The organism is Spirillospora sp. CA-108201 (genome assembly GCF_050936235.1).
In the GTDB taxonomy this organism is placed as follows: Bacteria; Actinomycetota; Actinomycetes; order Streptosporangiales; family Streptosporangiaceae; genus Spirillospora.
The window spans coordinates 3,825,619-3,841,723 of record NZ_JBNJNE010000001.1 but is presented as its reverse complement, the minus strand read 5'-3'; the positions used below and the strand labels follow the sequence as shown (position 1 = coordinate 3,841,723).

General features: G+C 74.0%; 13 protein-coding genes. 3 read left to right on the top strand and 10 right to left on the bottom strand.

Features of this window, described 5'->3' with window-relative positions; genetic code table 11:
• The first annotated feature begins 184 nt into the window (after nucleotides 1-184).
• Both ACQEU6_RS18655 and ACQEU6_RS18650 read left to right on the top strand, forming a co-directional pair.
• A complete protein-coding gene (locus ACQEU6_RS18655) occupies nucleotides 185-748 on the top strand; it encodes a DUF1707 SHOCT-like domain-containing protein (RefSeq protein WP_499333569.1) in 564 nt (187 codons plus the stop codon).
• A 113-nt stretch (nucleotides 749-861) separates the two neighbouring features.
• Nucleotides 862-3,330, top strand: a complete 2,469-nt coding sequence (locus ACQEU6_RS18650) for a hypothetical protein (protein ID WP_499333568.1) — start codon at nucleotides 862-864, stop codon at nucleotides 3,328-3,330.
• Between the two features lie 261 nt (nucleotides 3,331-3,591).
• Here ACQEU6_RS18650 and ACQEU6_RS18645 read toward each other — a convergent pair whose 3' ends face one another.
• From ACQEU6_RS18645 to ACQEU6_RS18630, 4 genes are all read right to left on the bottom strand, one after another.
• Entirely contained in the window at nucleotides 3,592-3,777 is a 186-nt protein-coding gene (locus ACQEU6_RS18645) for a hypothetical protein (RefSeq protein WP_499333567.1), read from the bottom strand.
• Between the two features lie 147 nt (nucleotides 3,778-3,924).
• Nucleotides 3,925-5,778, bottom strand: a complete 1,854-nt coding sequence (locus ACQEU6_RS18640; RefSeq protein WP_499340253.1) for a DUF8508 domain-containing protein — start codon at nucleotides 5,776-5,778, stop codon at nucleotides 3,925-3,927.
• Between the two features lie 361 nt (nucleotides 5,779-6,139).
• Nucleotides 6,140-7,225: a Zn-dependent alcohol dehydrogenase gene (locus ACQEU6_RS18635; RefSeq protein ID WP_499333565.1), complete on the bottom strand. Its 1,086-nt coding sequence runs from the start codon at nucleotides 7,223-7,225 to the stop codon at nucleotides 6,140-6,142.
• Nucleotides 7,226-7,300: 75 nt separating this feature from the next.
• The gene (locus ACQEU6_RS18630; RefSeq protein ID WP_499333563.1) at nucleotides 7,301-7,492 is read right to left on the bottom strand and encodes a ferredoxin; all 192 of its coding nucleotides are present in this window, start codon (nucleotides 7,490-7,492) and stop codon (nucleotides 7,301-7,303) included.
• A gap of 235 nt (nucleotides 7,493-7,727) precedes the next feature.
• On the opposite strand from ACQEU6_RS18630, the gene ACQEU6_RS18625 reads away from it, so the two are divergent.
• The gene (locus ACQEU6_RS18625) at nucleotides 7,728-8,384 is read left to right on the top strand and encodes a class I SAM-dependent methyltransferase (RefSeq protein WP_499340251.1); all 657 of its coding nucleotides are present in this window, start codon (nucleotides 7,728-7,730) and stop codon (nucleotides 8,382-8,384) included.
• A gap of 54 nt (nucleotides 8,385-8,438) precedes the next feature.
• Here ACQEU6_RS18625 and ACQEU6_RS18620 read toward each other — a convergent pair whose 3' ends face one another.
• From ACQEU6_RS18620 to ACQEU6_RS18595, 6 genes are all read right to left on the bottom strand, one after another.
• Nucleotides 8,439-9,554: a prenyltransferase/squalene oxidase repeat-containing protein gene (locus ACQEU6_RS18620; RefSeq protein ID WP_499333561.1), complete on the bottom strand. Its 1,116-nt coding sequence runs from the start codon at nucleotides 9,552-9,554 to the stop codon at nucleotides 8,439-8,441.
• Nucleotides 9,544-10,305, bottom strand: a complete 762-nt coding sequence (locus ACQEU6_RS18615) for a class I SAM-dependent methyltransferase (RefSeq protein WP_499340249.1) — start codon at nucleotides 10,303-10,305, stop codon at nucleotides 9,544-9,546. Before ACQEU6_RS18615 ends, ACQEU6_RS18620 begins: the two co-directional genes overlap by 11 nt.
• A gap of 43 nt (nucleotides 10,306-10,348) precedes the next feature.
• Nucleotides 10,349-11,632, bottom strand: a complete 1,284-nt coding sequence (locus ACQEU6_RS18610; RefSeq protein WP_499333559.1) for a glycosyltransferase family 4 protein — start codon at nucleotides 11,630-11,632, stop codon at nucleotides 10,349-10,351.
• 28 nt (nucleotides 11,633-11,660) lie between these two features.
• Nucleotides 11,661-12,923: a cytochrome P450 gene (locus ACQEU6_RS18605; protein WP_499333558.1), complete on the bottom strand. Its 1,263-nt coding sequence runs from the start codon at nucleotides 12,921-12,923 to the stop codon at nucleotides 11,661-11,663.
• A gap of 36 nt (nucleotides 12,924-12,959) precedes the next feature.
• Complete coding sequence (locus ACQEU6_RS18600; RefSeq protein ID WP_499333557.1) at nucleotides 12,960-14,231, bottom strand: cytochrome P450; 1,272 nt, start codon at nucleotides 14,229-14,231, stop codon at nucleotides 12,960-12,962.
• Nucleotides 14,232-14,485: 254 nt separating this feature from the next.
• On the bottom strand, nucleotides 14,486-15,730 hold the full coding sequence (locus ACQEU6_RS18595; RefSeq protein WP_499333556.1) for a hypothetical protein: 1,245 nt from the start codon (nucleotides 15,728-15,730) through the stop codon (nucleotides 14,486-14,488).
• Between the last annotated feature and the right edge of the window lie 375 nt (nucleotides 15,731-16,105).

Genomic DNA, 16,105 nt, shown 5'->3' with positions numbered 1-16,105 from the left:
TGAACGGGCTGATCCGAATCTAGTGGACGGCCGTCCGGAAAGAGCGCAGCCATGATCGCGCGTCGGGATGCGGACGAATGTCTCGAAAGCCGAGCGGCGGCGAGTTAAGATACATCGCGTCTTGACCCTCCAGTCGCCGGAGGGTCCAGGCTGTCGAGGCGGAAACGCCCGAAGGAGAGATGCGATGAGCGTCGAGCAAGACCGGACCGCGCCCGCCGTGCGCGCCTCGGACCGCGACCGCGACGAGATGCTCGTCCGGCTCCACACGGCCTTCGCCGAGGGGCGGCTGAGTGAGGCCGAGCTGGACGAGCGCATCGACCTGGCCCTGGCCGCGCGGACCTACGACGACCTGGGCGCGCTGGTCGCCGACCTGCCGTCCGGGCGCGCCGCCCGGGAGGAGGCCGGGAAGGCGCCCGCGGGCCGGTTCCAGGTCGCCTACAAGGGGTCGGTGGCGAAGGCCGGGCGCTGGCGGCTGCCCGAACGGTTCACGACCGTCGTCTACAAGGGGACCGGCCTGCTGGACCTCCGCGAGGCCGAACTCGACGGGGAGATGACGACCCTGTGGGTGCTCGCCTACAAGTCCACCGTGCAGATCGTCGTCCTGCCGGGGGTGCGGGTGGAGGCGGACGGCGTGGGCGTGTCCGCCGAGGTCTACGGCGCCCCTCGGGTCGGGGCGCCGGTCCTGCGCGTCAAGGGCTACGCCTACAAGGGGGCGATCGAAGCGAAAGATCGGATATCTCGGGCGTGAGGTGATAGAACGCTCCCGCGGCCCCCATCGGCCGCCGTTCACGTGGATGTCAGTACAAGGGACCCCGTGGCGCGATTTGATGGTGACTCGACAGGGACCGTGAAGGAGCGCGTGTGACCGCGAGGACCCCGGAGCAGCACGAGGCCCGGCGGACGGCCGAGGAGGGCCCGGCGGACTCCCGTCACGTGCGGCGGCGCCTCACGTTCGGCGTCGCGGGCGACCTCGCCGACATGCCGGCCGCGCGGTCGCCCTGGCAGCGCGCCTACGAGGCGTGGCGCTCCGCCGGACTGGACTGGGGCCACGGCGGCCCGCCCCGCGAGGCCGCGCCGCGGCCCGCGAGCCGCGGCGCCGTCCGCGCGAAGGCTCCGGCACGGCCGAAGCCCGCACGGCCGAAGCCAGCACGGCCGGGCTCGGGGAAGCCCGACCCGCTCGACGTCCTGGTCGCCGGCCCGCCCAGGCCGCGGCCGCGGCCCCGGCCGGCGATGCGGTCCGGGCCGACGCGGCGGCTGCGCGCGCGTGGCGCGGTCGCGGCCGGACTCGCCGTGGTCGCGGGCGGCGTGATCTACGCGGTGTCCCGCGGCGACGACGGAACGGCCGAGCAGGGCGTCCCCGGGCCGGTCGCGGCGGACCGCCTGTTCGCCCCCGATCCGGCCGCCACGACCGACGGCCTCGTCCAGGACCTCACGGCCATCGCGTCCGCGGGCGCGACCGTCGTCGCGGCGGGCACCGAGGGCGACGGCGTCCCCGGCCGGGAGCGGGCCCGCTTCCTCGTCTCCGCCGACGCGGGGGACGCCTGGTCGCTCGCGGCGCTGCGCGCGGCGGACGGGTCCGCCGTCCCGCCCGGCGACACCCCGCGCCTCGTCGACGGCGGCGCCGGCCGCTGGGCGGCGCTCGGCCGCTCCTCCACCGGGGGCGTGACGGCGTGGACGAGCGAGGACGCCGCGACCTGGACGCGCCGCCCGCCCGCCGCGGGCTTCACGCCGTCCGACCAGGTGAACGACCTCACCCGCACCGGCCAGGGCTTCGTCGCCGTGGGCGCGTCCGGCGGCCGGGCGCTGGCCTGGAGTTCGGCCGACGGGCGCGTGTGGCAGCGCGTCGACGGCATTCCGGGGATCATCTCCCTCGACCGCGTCGCGGCGACGGGGAACGTGATCGTGGCCCACGGGACGTACGGCCAGAGGGTCACCAAGAAGCGGGGCAAGAAGCAGGTCACGCGGACCGTGCGGACCGACGGTCTCTGGCGGTCCGCCGACGGCGGCCGGACGTGGGCGCTCGCCGGCGTCCCGCAGGCGCAGGGCTCGTACGGGTCGACGAAGGGCCTGGCGGTCGGCCCCGGCGGGTTCGCGACGGTCCGCGAGGGCCGGCGGACGACCGGACGCAAGAAGCACCGCAGGACGACGCGCTTCGGCGTCCTGTTCACCTCGGCGGACGGTGCCAGGTGGCGGCCCGCGGGCCGGTTCGGCGGCGCCGGGATCGAGCGGTTCGACGGCACCCCCTCGGGGTTCGCGGTCATCGTCCAGGGCGCGAAGGGCGCGCGCACCGTCCTGCGCAGCGCGGACGGCCGCACCTGGCAGCCGGGCGGCACCATCCCCGCGCCGGTGCGCGGCAGCGGCCTGACGGTCGCCGGCGGGAAGGTCGCCGTCTCCGGACGGCAGGGCGACGACGGCTACCTGTTCGGCGTGGACCTGCGCACCGTCCCGGGCGCCGTCCACCCGGAGCGCTCGGTCAGGTCGCTGGCCGCGGGGCCGGGCGTCTCCGTCGCGGTGGGCAGCACCAACGGCAACGCCGCGATCTGGACGGCCCCCGACGGCCGCGCGTGGAAGCGCGCCGGGTTCCCCGCCACGGCCGGCCTGCTGTCCGACGCCGTCCGCGGCGGGCGCGGCTGGCTGGCCGTCGGGCGCGTGTCGGGCGCGGCCCCCGGCCCTCTCGCGATGACCTCGCAGGACGGGGTCACCTGGCAGAAGCCCGCGTTCCCGGCGGGCCCGCCGCCCGTGGCCGCCGCGGCCGGCGCGTCCGGCTACGTCGCGGTCGGGACCGGCGTGGCCTGGCGCTCGGCCGACCTGCGCGCCTGGACCCGCGCGGGCCTGGACGGCGCGCCGTCCGACGTGGCCGCCACGAGCAGGGCCTACGCGGCGGTCGGCGGACGCGGCAGGGGGCCCGCGGCCTGGACGTCACCGGACGGCCTCAGGTGGACCGCCGCCAAGCTTCCGCCCGGCCTCACCGCCCCGCTCACCCAGCTCGCGGCCAAGGGCGACACTCTCGTCGCGATCGCCGGCGGCGCGGCCGCGCTGGTGTCCACCGACGCCGGGGCGACGTGGACGCGGCGCGACCTCGGTCCCGGCCTGACCGCGACCGCCGTCGCGGCGACGCCCGGGGGGTTCGTCGCGGCGGCCTCGGCGAAGGACGACGCGGCGGTGCTCACGTCACCCGACGGGGTGAACTGGCGGCGCCTCGCCGTCCCCGGCCTCACCGGACCCGGCGACCAGCGCCTCACCGCCCTGACGGCGATGGGCTCGACGATCCTGGCGACCGGCGCCGACGGCGACGCCGCGATCCTCTGGCGCGCCCCCGCCCTCGGGTGAGCCCCCGCCCTCGGTGCGCCCTCGCCCTCGGTGGGCACGGGCGCCCCTCGGTCAGCCGTTGCAGCCGCAGGAGCAGCCCTTCGCGCACGAGCATCCGCCGCCATGTCCGCAACTGCAGTCCTTTTTCGTCATGAGCGGAAAGTAACTTTTGCGGCACTTGCGGTCTATGGCCGAGTGGCGACGGGCACCTGTCGGCGAGGACACGGGTCGTCCCTCTGCGGGGGAGGGGGGACGACCCGTGCCCGGTCCGGGGGTGCGGGCTCAGAAGTCGATGTGGAAGTCCACGCCGAGCAGGACGAGGATCCAGAGGAAGATCGCCAGCAGCGCGCTGACGATCTTCTCGACCAGGCCCTCGTTGATGTAGCCGCGATCCCAGGCGATGAACACGCCGACGATCAGGTAGATGAGGCCGAACAGGCTGATGTGCGGCCGATATCGGGTCGCCATGGAAGGCGTCTCCTCCCGGTGGGGGGTTGTGCCGAACGGACGCTGCCCCACCGGTCAGGAGAAAAACCCCGGAGGTATTCCGGACCTAACGTGACGCTACTTTCGGCATCTCCCATACTCGGGAACGCTATCGGCCGCCACCGACCGCTACCGGCCGGTCACCGCGATGCGGACCACCGTGGGGTCGCGGTCGCCCGCGCGGTCGGCGAACTCGGCCCTGCGGTGCACCACGTCGAACTCGTGCCGGTCGCCGCGCAGCGACCGGCTCAGCAGGATGTGGTCGAGGTCCTCGGCGTTGCCGCTCGTGACGGCCGTGTAGCGGTCGCCCGCGGGCAGTTCCGCCGGCAGGTCGGCGAGACCCGCGCCCTGGGCGAGGGTGCGGACCGGGACGGAGGTCCCGCCGTCGCCGAGGTCGCCCGCCACGATCACGCGGGCCCGCGCGTCCACCTTCCGGACGGAGTTCACGAAGCCCGCGACGACACGGGCCTGCGCGTCCCGGCGCCACTGGGTGGGCTGGGACGGCGGCTGGCGGCGCCCGAAGAGCGGCTGGTCGTCGCCGGTGCGGGGGAACCACTGGTTCGCGACGACGATGATGCGGCGGCCCCGCCAGGTCACCTCCCCGGCGATCGGCTTGCGGGCGCCCGACCACGCGGCGTCGCCCGGCGCGATCCGGCCGGGGCTCAGCGTGAGCCCCGCCGCGCCGCCGCGCGGGACGGCCCTGACCGGCGTGACGGCCGGGTCGGGCCGCGCCGGCGGTTCGTCGGGGACGGGGTCGGCCAGCGACGGGCGGTCGACGAACGAGAGCCCGCGGTCGGTGCGGAAGAGGAATCCCACCCGGTCGTTGGCGCCCTTGCGCCCGCCGTCGGTGTTGTCGCGCGGGTCGATCGCCCGCCAGTCGTAGGCGGGGCCGCCCGCCGCGCTGATCGCCGTGATCAGCTGGGCCACGCTCTGGTCGTCGGCGACGGTGCCGTCGTCGCCCGGGCCGCTGTTGTCGCCGAGGCCGCTCACCGCGACGAGGTCGGGGGAGCGCAGGCCGTCCACGATGTCGCGCGCCGCGGCGTCGAACCGCGCGGCCGGGGCGTCGGGGCTCAGCCCGTCCAGCCCGGCGGTGGCGACGGCGAGCTCGCCGGGGCGCTGCGGCCGGGTCGCCTCGCGGGCGAGCCCGCCGGGGGTCCGCCGCGGCGTCGCGGTGAGCAGCAGCTTGTAGCCGCCGTAGGAGTAGTCGAGGACGCCGGTGTTCGCGCCGGGCAGCCGGTCGCCGACGTCCATGCCGGGCAGCGGGGCGAGGGCGTCGTCGAGGATGACCCGCTCGGGGTTGGCGTCGCCGTCGCGCAGCAGGACGCCGCCGCGGGCCGTCCGCGGCTCGGCGCCGGCGCCCCCGGAGGGCAGCACCGGCAGCTCTCCGTCGCGGGACGGGCCGGCCGCGACGGCGTCGCGGAGCCCGATCCGCATGCCTTCGAGCGCCTCGTAGAAGTCCAGGGCGTCGCGGCGGGGATCGAACGCGCCGCCGCGCTCCACGTCCCCCACCCCGTGGTCGATCACGCTCGGCGGCCTGAGGCCGCCCGCGCCGAGCACGACGGGGGGCGGCGGCGTCCCGTGCGCGCCGACCGTGGTCGCGGTGGCGTCGATCTCCGTCCGGGTCAGCCCGCCGGAGGAGCCGCCGTCCGGCCGGAACTCGCTGACCCGGCCGTCCACCCGGACCGCGTCGCCGACCGCCGCGCGCGGCCGGTCCCGGGTGAAGACGAAGACGCCCTCGGACGTCGCGGGGTTCCTGTCGGGACGCGGGTCCTGCATCCAGAAGCCGTTGGAGGTCACGGCCGTCACGACGCCCGGGACCCGTGCGACCGCGGACCCGTTCAGCGGCGAGATGTGCGCAGCGCCCTGGATGTCGTGAATGCGGACGGCTCGGGGAGCAGCGTGCGCGACAGACCCCTGGACGAGGGACGCCAGTACGACCGCCGTGATCGCCGCCGCGGCCGGGAGCCGCCGCAGACCGTGCACCAATCGCGCTCCATGACCGACTCGCCGCCCGACCCGAACAGACAAGGATGATACGCGGGTCGGACACGCCCCCGCGGGACCACGCGACAACCCGGACGCACAAGCGATGCCGCCGCTCCGCCCCGACCCCGCCCCCGGACGCGCCGCCCTGAGTTCCACGATCGCGTCCGAAGGCAACGACCTCAGCCCCCACCGCAACCACGCAACGACCTAAGGAGCCGCGATCGCGTCCGAAGGCAGATTCGAGCGAAGCAAGAATCTGATCGCGCAGCGAGCCGCCAGGCGAGCCGGAGCGATGCCAGCGATCGCCCGCTTTATCGACGATGGAGGGCCGCCAGGCCCGAAGGAGGAGAAAAAGCCATTAGAACAAGACAACCTGCCGGATCACTTCGCCGTTGGCGAGGGCGCGGACGGCGTCGTTCAGGTCCTCGAAGCCGATCCGGCGGGTGATGAGGCTGTCGATGTCGAGCTTTCCGGCGCGCCACAGGTCGACGAACAGGGGGATGTCGCGCTTGAGGTCGCAGCCGCCGTACAGGGACGGCTTCAGGGTCTTGCCGTCGAACAGCAGCGCGAACGCCGTCTGGCTCCAGCTGTCGTCGGCGGCGCCCGCGCCCACGACGATGACGTCGCCGCCGCGCCGGGTCGCGTTCCACGCCGTGGTGATCGCCGCGGACCTGCCGACGACCTCGAAGGTGTAGTCGAAGCCCGCGCCGCCGGTGAGGAGGCCCTTGGTCTGCTCCAGGTCCTCCAGCGTGGCGGTGTGGGTCGCGCCGAACTGCTTGGCGATGGGGTGCTTGGCCTCGTTCGGGTCGATCGCCAGGATGGTCGACGCGCCCGCGATCCTGGCGCCCTGGATGACGGAGAGCCCGACGCCGCCCGCGCCGACCACCGCGACCCGGGATCCCGGCGTGACCTTCGCGGTGTTGATGACGGCGCCGACGCCGGTGGGGACGCCGCAGCCGAGCAGGGCCGCGTACTCGAAGGGGATGTCCTCGGCGATCTTGATCACGCCGCGCCGGGGGAGCACGATCTCCTCGGCCCAGGTGCCGGTGCCCGCCATGCCGAACGCGGGGCCGCCGTCGCCGAGCGTGAAGCCGGGCTCGGAGAACGACTGCGCGAGGTAGGTCATGCACAGGTAGGGCTCGCCGCGCAGGCACTCGGCGCACTCGCCGCAGTCGGGGGTCCAGTTGACGACGACGTGGTCGCCGGGCTGGACGCCGGTCACCCGGTCGCCGACCTCGGCCACGACCCCGGCGCCCTCGTGGCCGATGACCGTGGGCATCGCGGACGGCAGCACGCCGGTCATGGTGGACAGGTCCGAGTGGCAGACCCCGGTCGCCTTGATCCTGACCTTCACCTGGTCGGGGCCCGGATCGATCGTCGAGACGTCGTCGCGCAGGTCGAGTTCCTTGTCGCCGACCGCATGCAGTACCGCGGCGCGTGCCATGGCTGCCTCCACTGTGCCTGAGCTGTTGCCGGGGGTCTGGGGTGGGTGAACGGGGGACCGGGGGCAGCCGCCGGGCTACTCCTCCAGCGTCAGCGCGGCCTTCGGGCACGACCGCACCGCGTGGCGGACGCGGTCCAGCTCCTCGGGCGGGACGTCCGGCCGCGGGATCCGCAGCTCGTCGTCGTCGGTGAGGCCGAAGACCTCGGGGGCGAGCCCGACGCACACGGCGTTCGCCTCGCACACCAGAGGGTCGACTCGTACTCTCATCGCTCTGCTCCGTTCGTGGGACTCACCCGTCAACCTACCGAATATCGTTCGGAAACGGGTGGCTCACCTCGAAAGTAGAACACGTTCCAGTCTGGTCCGGCAAGACTCCGCGTGAGACGCGCGTCTCACCCCACCGATGTCGGATATGGTGCCCGGACGGAGGAGATCGATGACCCACATCAAGGCGTCCACCGGACCGGGGACGACCAGCGAAGACGCGCAGCCGGCAACGCCGATGCCCGCCGAGCTGCTGCGCACCGCGCGCGGCGCCAAGGGCTTCATGCCGGACGGCGAGGGCCTCGCGCTGTACGAGACGGGCCTGGAGTACGGCGGCCGCCTGGCCGGGACCGGGCCCATGCTGGAGGTCGGCACCTACTGCGGCAAGTCGGCCGTGTACCTGGGGGCCGCCGCCAGAGCGGCCGGGACCATCCTGGTCACCGTCGACCACCACCACGGCTCGGAGGAGAACCAGGCGGGCTGGGAGCACCACGACCCGTCCCTGGTCGACCCGAGCACCGGCCGGATGGACACCCTGCCCAAGTTCCGCAAGACGATCGCCGCGGCCGGGCTGGACGACGAGATCATCGCCGTCGTCGGGCAGTCCCGCACCGTGTCGGCCTACTGGCGGGCGCCGCTGGCGCTGCTGTTCATCGACGGCGGCCACGCCGAGGAGCACGCCCAGGGCGACTACGAGGGCTGGACGCCGCACCTCGCCGTCGGCGGGGCCCTGGTGATCCACGACGTCTTCCCGGACCCCCGGGACGGCGGGCGGCCGCCCTACCACCTCTACCTGCGGGCGCTCGCGAGCGGCGCCTTCGAGGAGCGCAGGGCGGAGGGCTCCCTGCGCGTCCTGGAGCGCATCGGCGACGCCGACCCGCTCTCGCCCGCCTGACGGGTCTCGCGGACCGCCCGGCCCGAGCCGGCGCGCCTGACCGGGGGAGCCCGGTCAGGCGCGGTTGGCGGCCGCGACGAGCGCGCAGCCGCACGCCAGCGGGTCGGAGGCCGCGGACGGCCCGAGCGGCCGTCCCGCGATCTCCTTGAAGAGCCGGGAGCCGGGGGAGGCGCCCGCCAGCGCGTCCGCCGCCAGGACCACCGCCGCCGCCGTGTAGGTGGAACGGTCCCCGGGGAAGTGCCGCTCGTTCTCGAACTGCCAGCCCGTCCAGTACGAGCCGTCCTCGTGCCGGAGGTGCTGGATGGTGGTGAACAGCTCCAGCGCGCGGTCGCGGTCGCCCGCGGCGTCCAGCGCCAGCACCAGCTCGCAGCTCTCCGCCGCCGTCACCCACGGCTGGTCCGAGACGCAGCGGCAGCCGAGGCCCGGCACCACGAAGGTGTCCCAGGCCTCGTCGAAGCGGCGCGCCGCTTCCGCGCCCCGCACGGGGCCGCCGAGCACCGGGTAGTACCAGTCCATCGACCAGCGGCTCTTGTCGGCGAACGCCTCCGGATGCGCGGCCACCACGTGCCCGAGCTGGTCGGCGGCGAGCTCCCAGTCCGGCTGGTGCTCGCCGAGCCGCTCGGCCAGCGCGACCGCGCAGCGCAGCGACTGGTAGATCGACGAGCAGCCGGTCAGCAGCGCGTGGTCGGACGCCCCGCCGCTCTCGTGCCGGATCCAGATGATCTCGCCGCGCCGGGTCTGCAGCCCGAGCGTGAAGTCGATCGCCCGCCGGACCGCCGGCCACATCTGCCGGGCGAAGTCCTCGTCCCCGGTCGTCAGCAGCTCGTGCCAGACGCCCACCGCGACGTAGGCGGCGTGGTTGGACTCCCCGCCCGGCTCGGTGACCTCGCCCAGCACCCACTTCGCGGGCCACGACCCGTCCGGGCGCTGGACGCCGCGCAGCCACGCGTAGGCCCGCCTGGCCTCGGCGCCGAGCCCGGCGACCGACAGGGCCATCGCGGCCTCGACGTGGTTCCAGGCGTCCACGTGGCCGGGAACGCCGTGCGTCGGCGAGAACCACGGGATCGCGCCGGAGTCCTCCTGCTGCGCGGCGATGCTCCGCGCCGTGGCGACGACGTCGCCGGCGGTCAGGACTCCGGGAACCGAGGGCGGGGCGGTCTCAGACCGCATCCGCCGTCTCCCTGGCCGGTGCCGCCGGCGCGTCCGGCGCGGCGGGCTTGGCGAAGTAGACGACGACGCTCTTGCCGATCAGCGGGTTCATGACGCGCTCGGCCAGCCGGGTGGCGAGCGGCCGCTTCATGATGTCCCAGACGAGGATCTGGTGGTAGGCCTTGGCGAGCGGGTTGCCGTCGTTGTCCACCCCCACCGCGCACTTGATCCACCAGTAGGGGGCGTGCAGCCCGTGCGCGTGGTGGTGGCCGCCGACCCGGAAGCCGACCGACTTCAGCTTGGCCTCCAGCTCCGCGCGGGTGTAGATCCGCACGTGCCCACCGGGGGCGGTGTGGTAGTCCTCCGACAGGGCCCAGCAGACCCGCTCGGGCAGCCAGCTCGGCACCGTCACCGCGAGCTTCCCGCCCGGCCTGAGGACGCGCAGCAGCTCGCGCATCGCCCGCATGTCGTCGGGGATGTGCTCCAGCACCTCGGACGCGACGATCGCGTCGAAGTGGTCGTCGGGGAACGGCAGGTCCAGCGCGTCGCCCTGCACGGTCTCGGCGGTCGCGTCCTCGGGCACCTGGCCTTCGAGGCGCATCGCCCCGAACATCTCGTCCACGCCGGACAGCTCCCCGGCGTCCTGGTCGAAGGCCACGACGTGCGCACCCCGTCGGTACAGCTCGAAGGCGTGCCGTCCGGCGCCGCACCCCATGTCGAGGACGCGGTCTCCGGGGGAGACGCGGAACCGCTGGAAATCCACGGTCAGCAGGGTCGTGCTCCTTCCGATCAGAGGGCGTCCGCGGGACGCTCCCTCACTTGCCCTTGCGCGCGGCTAGGCGCCGGTAGTTCTGCTGGGTGATGGCGGCCCGGTAGTGCTCCACGGTGGCCTGCGCCACGGTGGGCCAGGCGAACCGCTCCTGGACGCGCGCGAGGCCGGCGGCTCCCACCCGCGCACGCTCCTCGGCGGAGTCGTGCAGGCGGTGCAGGGTCGCGGCCAGTTCCTCCACGTCACCCGGCTCGACCAGGATCCCGGCGTCGCCCACGACCTCGGGCAGGGCGCCGGCGCGGCTCGCCACCAGCGGCGTCCCGGACGCCATGTGCTCGACGGCCGGCAGCGAGAACCCCTCGTAGCGCGACGGGACGACGGCGGTCTCCGCGGACGCCAGCAGCTCGCCGAGCTCGGCGTCGCCGATGCCGCCGACGAACCGGACCCGCTCGCCGAGCGCCAGCTCGCGCACGAGCCGCTCGGTCGGGCCGTCCTTCTGCGGCCGGCTGACCACGATCACGTGGACGTCGCGCTCGGTGGCGACCTTGGCGACCGCGCGCAGCAGCACGTCCACGCCCTTGATCGGCGCGTCCGCGCTGGCCATCGCCACGATGCGGCCGGGGACGCGCTCGCCGCGCGGGTGGAAGATCCGGGTGTCGACGCCGAGCGGCAGGATCTCGATGTCGCGCGGGTCGACCTTGAAGTCCTTGACGATGTCGACCTTGGAGGACTCCGACACCGTCAGCACGGGCCCGATCCGCCGCGACACCTGCGACTGCATCCCGACGAACCCGTACCAGCGGCGCTTGCCGAGCTTCTGCTTGAGGCCGCGGGCGGCCTCGATGTCGATCCGCCGGTCGACGCTGATCGGGTGGTGGATGCTCGTCACCAGCGGCAGCCCGAGCCGGGCGATGCCGAGGTTGCCGACGCCGAGGACCTGGTTGTCGTGCACGACGTCGAAGTCGCGGCGGCGCTCCCGCAGCAGCCGCAGCGCCCGCAGGCTGAAGGTGAGCGGCTCGGGGAAGCCGCCGGTCCTCATGTGCGCGAACTCCAGGACGTCCAGCCAGTCGCGGAACTCGCCGAGGGCCGGGGTGCGGAACGGGTCCTCGTCCCGGTACAGGTCCAGGCTCGGCAGCTTGGTGAGGGTGATCTCCTCGCGGTCGAGCTCCGGGTAGGGCTGGCCGGAGACGACCTCCACGGTGTGCCCGAGGTCGACCAGCTCCCGGGTCAGGTGCCGGAGATAGACGCCCTGCCCGCCGCAGTGCGGCTTGCTGCGGTACGAGAGCAGGGCCACCCGCAACGGACCGCCGGCCTCGCCTGCCTCACCCACGCGATCCCCTGCCCACGCACCACTCCCGTCAGTCGAGGGATGCCGGACGCACCCGTACCGGCATCTCCTTTACACCGTTGATGAAACTAGACCTTAGCCTGCGAACGTTACCGTTGAGTTCAATATTGGGCATGGCGTCCAAGAGTGTCTCGAAGAGCACACTCAGCTCAAGCCGGGCAAGGTGGGAGCCCAGGCAGAAGTGCGGACCGCCGCCGCCGAAGCCCAGGTGGGGGTTCGGGTCCCGGCCCACGTCGAAGCGGTAGGGGTCGGCGAAGACCGCCTCGTCGCGGTTGGCCGAGGAGTAGAACACCACGACCTTGTCGCCCTCGGCGACGGCCCGTCCGCCGATCTCGGTGTCCCGGACGGCCGTGCGCCGGAACATGTTGACCGGGGTGACCCAGCGGACGATCTCGTCCGCCGCCGTCCGGGCCAGGGACGGGTCGGCCTTCATCCGCTCCCACTGCTCGGGGTGCTCCAGCAGCGCGAGCATGCCGCCGGACGCGGCGTTGCGGGTCGTCTCGTTCCCGGCGACCGACAGCAGCATCACGAACAGCTCGAACTCGTCCCCGGTCAGCACCTCGCCGTCGGCGTCCGGCTGGAGCAGCCGGGTGACGATGTCCTCGCGCGGGCTCTCCCTCCGGTCGGCGGCCAGCTCGTTGGCGTAGGCGTACAGCTCCGTCGCCGCCTGCTGCCCCTCCTCCGGCGTCCGCTGGAAGTCCGGGTCGTCCCCGCCGATCAGCGTGTTCGACCAGTGGAAGATCTTCTCCCGGTCCTCGGGCGGGGCGCCGAGCAGCTCGCAGATCACGTACAGCGGCAGCGGCGCCGCCAGGTCGCGGACGAAGTCGGCCTCCTGCCCGCGCTCGGCGGTCTCGGCCACCAGGCGCCGGCAGATGTCCCGGATGTGCTGCTCCAGCGCGCCGATCGCGCGCGGGGTGAAGCCCCGGTTGACGATGCTCCGCTTGCGCGAGTGCTCCGGCGGGTCCTGGTTGAGCATCATCATCCGCTGCAGGACGATCTGGTCCTCCGGCGACTCGTGGAACAGCGCCAGCCGCTGCCAGGACGAGAAGACCTCCGGGTGCCGCGAGACGTGCACGACGTCCTCGTGCCGGGTGACGGCCCAGAACGGCGGGTGGTCGAGCTCCGGGTCGCCGTGGTGGCGGTACACCGGCTCGTGCTCGCGCAGCCATGCCAGCTGCCCGTGCGGGACGCCGCTGTGCTCGTACGCGCCCGGGTCGACCAGTTCGATGTCGGGGGTGTCGGGGGTGTCTGAGGTGTCTGGGGTGGGGGTCATCGCCTCGAACCTCCTCGTCCGGAGTGATGGGCGCCGTCAACCTCCGAGGGGGGCCGATGGCGTGAAGCTCACCGGGATCTCCTTGTAGCCGTTGACGAAGTTGGAACGCAAGCGGCGCGGCTCGCCGGCGAGCCGGATGTCGGGCATGCGCTCCAGGATCGTCTCGAAGACGATCCGCAGGTTCATCCGGGCGAGGTGCGTCCCGAGGCAGTAGTGCGGGCCGCCGCCGCCGAAGCCGATGTGCGGGTTCGGGTCGCGCGCCACGTCGAAGGCGAAGGGGTTGTCGAAGGCGCGCTCGTCGCGGTTCGCGGAGCCGTAGAACATCACGACCTTGTCGCCGGCCTTGATCTGCTTGCCGCCGATCTCGGTGTCGACCAGCGCCGTCCGGCGGAACTGGTTGATCGGGCTGACCCAGCGGACGATCTCCTCGACCGCCGTCGGCAGCAGGCTCCGGTCCTCCCGCAGCCGGGCCCACTGGTCCGGCCGCTCGAAGAACGCGATCATGCCGCCCGCGGTGGCGGTCCGGGTGGTCTCGTTCCCGGCGATCGACAGCATGATCACGAAGAGCTGGAACTCCTCCAGGCTGATCCTGTTCCCGTCGGCGTCGGGCGTCAGCAGCTTGGTCACGATGTCGTCGCGCGGCGTGGACTCCCGCGCCGCGGCGAGCCGCCCGCCCCACTCGGCGAACTCGGCGGCGCACAGGGTCGACTCCTCGCGGCCCCCGATGAACTCGGGGTCGTTGAACGCGACGAGCTTGTTCGACCAGTGGAAGATCTTCTCCCGGTCCTCCATCGGGGCGCCGAGCAGCTCGCAGATCGTGTACAGCGGCAGCGGGGCGGCGAACCGCTCGACGAAGTCGCACTCGCCGAGCGGCGCGGCCTCGTCGATCAGCTCGTTGCAGATCTTGCGGATGTGCTCCTCCAGCCGCCCGATCATCCGCGGGGTGAAGCCCTTGTTGACCATGGACCGCAGCCGGGTGTGGCTCGGCGGGTCCTGGAAGAGCATCATCTGCCCGTACATGGCGATGTCGTCGCTGGAGAACTCCTCGAACATCGACGTCCGCTCGTGCGAGGAGTACGGGTCGGCGCGCCGCGACACCGACACCACGTCCTCGTGGCGGGTGATGGCCCAGAACCCCGGCACTCCGTCGTTCGGGTCCTGGTGCCAGTGGACGGGGTCGTTGTCGCGCAGCCACTGGAACTGGCGGTGCGGGATCCCCCCGCGCTCGTAGACGCCCGGATCGATGATGTCGATCTCGGGGGCCCGGAACGGCCGGGCGGCGGAGAGGGGGGACGTCGCGAGTGCCATGGAGGATCCTTCGTGCCGGGGTGGAGACCACACGAGGCGAACAGGCCGCAGTGAGCGCTTGCTTGACGCACTTACCTAGAACAGGTTCTAACATGAGACTCCAGTCTCATCAAGAGTCCCGCCCGTGAGAGTGATCTGCGTCGCACCCCGGAGGGAAGGTCACAGCCCCAGTTCGCGCCCCCCGGCGCCCCACCACGCGACGGCCGCGTCCACGTCCGGGCCCGTGACCCACAGGTCCTCCGGATCCGCGGGCATCAGGGGCTGGCGCAGCGCCTCGTCGCGCTGCCACGACCAGGTGTGCCCGGCGTGCTCGCCCGTCTCGGGATCGTTGTAGAGCGCGGCGACGTCCGCGGGGAGCCGGGCCCGCTCCTTCTCGCGCCCGACCGTGAACGGGTACCCGTAGGCGGCGGACGCTGCCGAGGAGACCGGCGGCCCCGTGCCCTCGGCGAGCCGCCGCACGGCTCCACGTCGTAGGGGGCCGGGCCGCGCTCGTCCAGAAGGCGCAGGTACCTCGCGATGCGGTCCGCCCCGCCCCGGCCCTGCGGCTTGGGCGGATGCCGGTGCTGCCAGCCGGGGAAGGTGAAGTCGCGGAAGACGCCGTCCGGCGAGTACTCGACGGCGAAGGACTCCCTGTGCGGACGGGCCTGCCAGGAAAGGATCACCATCGCGCCGTTGGGCGTCCGCCAGAGCCGCCCCTCGGGGTCCTGCGTGGCCTGGGCGCCGAAGCACAGCCGCCGCCACCGGCCGCTGCCGTCGCCCCAGGGCGTGCCGCCCCACGTGGCCAGCAGGTCCGCGGCCTTCGCCCGCTGGTACGCGGCCCGCCACGGCTGCGCTGCCAGCAGCGCCTCGCCGCCGAGCGTCCCGAACGCGAAGTACACGCCCCGCGCCCCGGTGGGCAGGTCGATGCGGCCGAGCGGATGGGGAACGTCGTAGGCGGGCCCGGTCTCGGCGGCCTCCACGAGGACCTCGGCGAGGTACCGGACGGCCGGCCGGCGGTAGCCCAGCCGCCCGGCCCGCAGCCCGTCGCCGCGAACCCTCTCCGGCAGCCCGTCCGGGTGGGGCAGGCGGAGCGCGTCCCGAAGGCGGAGCACGTCGAGCAGGCACGCGGCGGCGCGGAGCACCAGCGCCGCCACGCCCTCCAGCAGCCGCGCGTCGGTGATCTCCGGGAGGACGCGGCCGAGCTCGGCGTCCAGCTCCCGCCGGTGGACGAGGGCGGTGTCCACCAGGCGGGCGGCGCCGTCGCGGGCGAGGCCGCGCGGCGCCGCCGAGCCCTCCGGGTCCGCGGCCGGCAGGTGGGGCCAGAAGCCGGGCGGCGGCATGACGTCGTCGCCGCGCCGGACCGGGGAGTACCGGAGCCGGAGGGTGGTCCGGCCCTCGCCGTCGACCAGGCGCGGGAGCCCCCGGTCGAGCGTGACCTGCGTCGGCGCGGTCGCGCCCGGGAACGTCAGTGCGACCGCCGCCGGGCCGCGCGGCCATCGCCACCGCCCGTCGGCGGGCACCTCCAGCTTGCCGGGCGCGGGCGCGCGGTAGGTCTCCGCGCGCGTCCCGTTCAGCCGCGACAGGTAGTCGTCGGCGCCGTCGTACCACGGGTAAGTGCCGGTGCCGTGGGGGAGGTCGGCGCGGTGGACCGGCCCCGCGGGCCCGTGGACCTCGACGCGCTTCCCCGCGACGCCGAGCGTGAGCAGGTCGTCGTGCAGGACGATGGTGACGGGCGAGTCCTCGACGGCCGGGAACCGCAGCTCCTCGGGCAGCCCGGCCCGCAGCGCGCGCCACAGCGCGTCGACCGGATCGGTGATCTCCAGGCCGGCCAGGGCCTCGGCGGCCGGTGTCGCGGCCGCGGTCTCCGCCAGCGGCGCCAGCCGGGGCAGCGCGAC

Coding starts and splice junctions, on each gene's coding strand:
- ACQEU6_RS18655 (WP_499333569.1), top strand. CDS start 185: ATGAGCGTCGAGCAAGACCGGACCGCGCCCGCCGTGCGCGCCTCGGAC.
- ACQEU6_RS18645 (WP_499333567.1), bottom strand. CDS start 3,777: ATGGCGACCCGATATCGGCCGCACATCAGCCTGTTCGGCCTCATCTAC.
- ACQEU6_RS18635 (WP_499333565.1), bottom strand. CDS start 7,225: ATGGCACGCGCCGCGGTACTGCATGCGGTCGGCGACAAGGAACTCGAC.
- ACQEU6_RS18630 (WP_499333563.1), bottom strand. CDS start 7,492: ATGAGAGTACGAGTCGACCCTCTGGTGTGCGAGGCGAACGCCGTGTGC.
- ACQEU6_RS18625 (WP_499340251.1), top strand. CDS start 7,728: ATGCCCGCCGAGCTGCTGCGCACCGCGCGCGGCGCCAAGGGCTTCATG.
- ACQEU6_RS18620 (WP_499333561.1), bottom strand. CDS start 9,554: ATGCGGTCTGAGACCGCCCCGCCCTCGGTTCCCGGAGTCCTGACCGCC.
- ACQEU6_RS18605 (WP_499333558.1), bottom strand. CDS start 12,923: ATGACCCCCACCCCAGACACCTCAGACACCCCCGACACCCCCGACATC.
- ACQEU6_RS18600 (WP_499333557.1), bottom strand. CDS start 14,231: ATGGCACTCGCGACGTCCCCCCTCTCCGCCGCCCGGCCGTTCCGGGCC.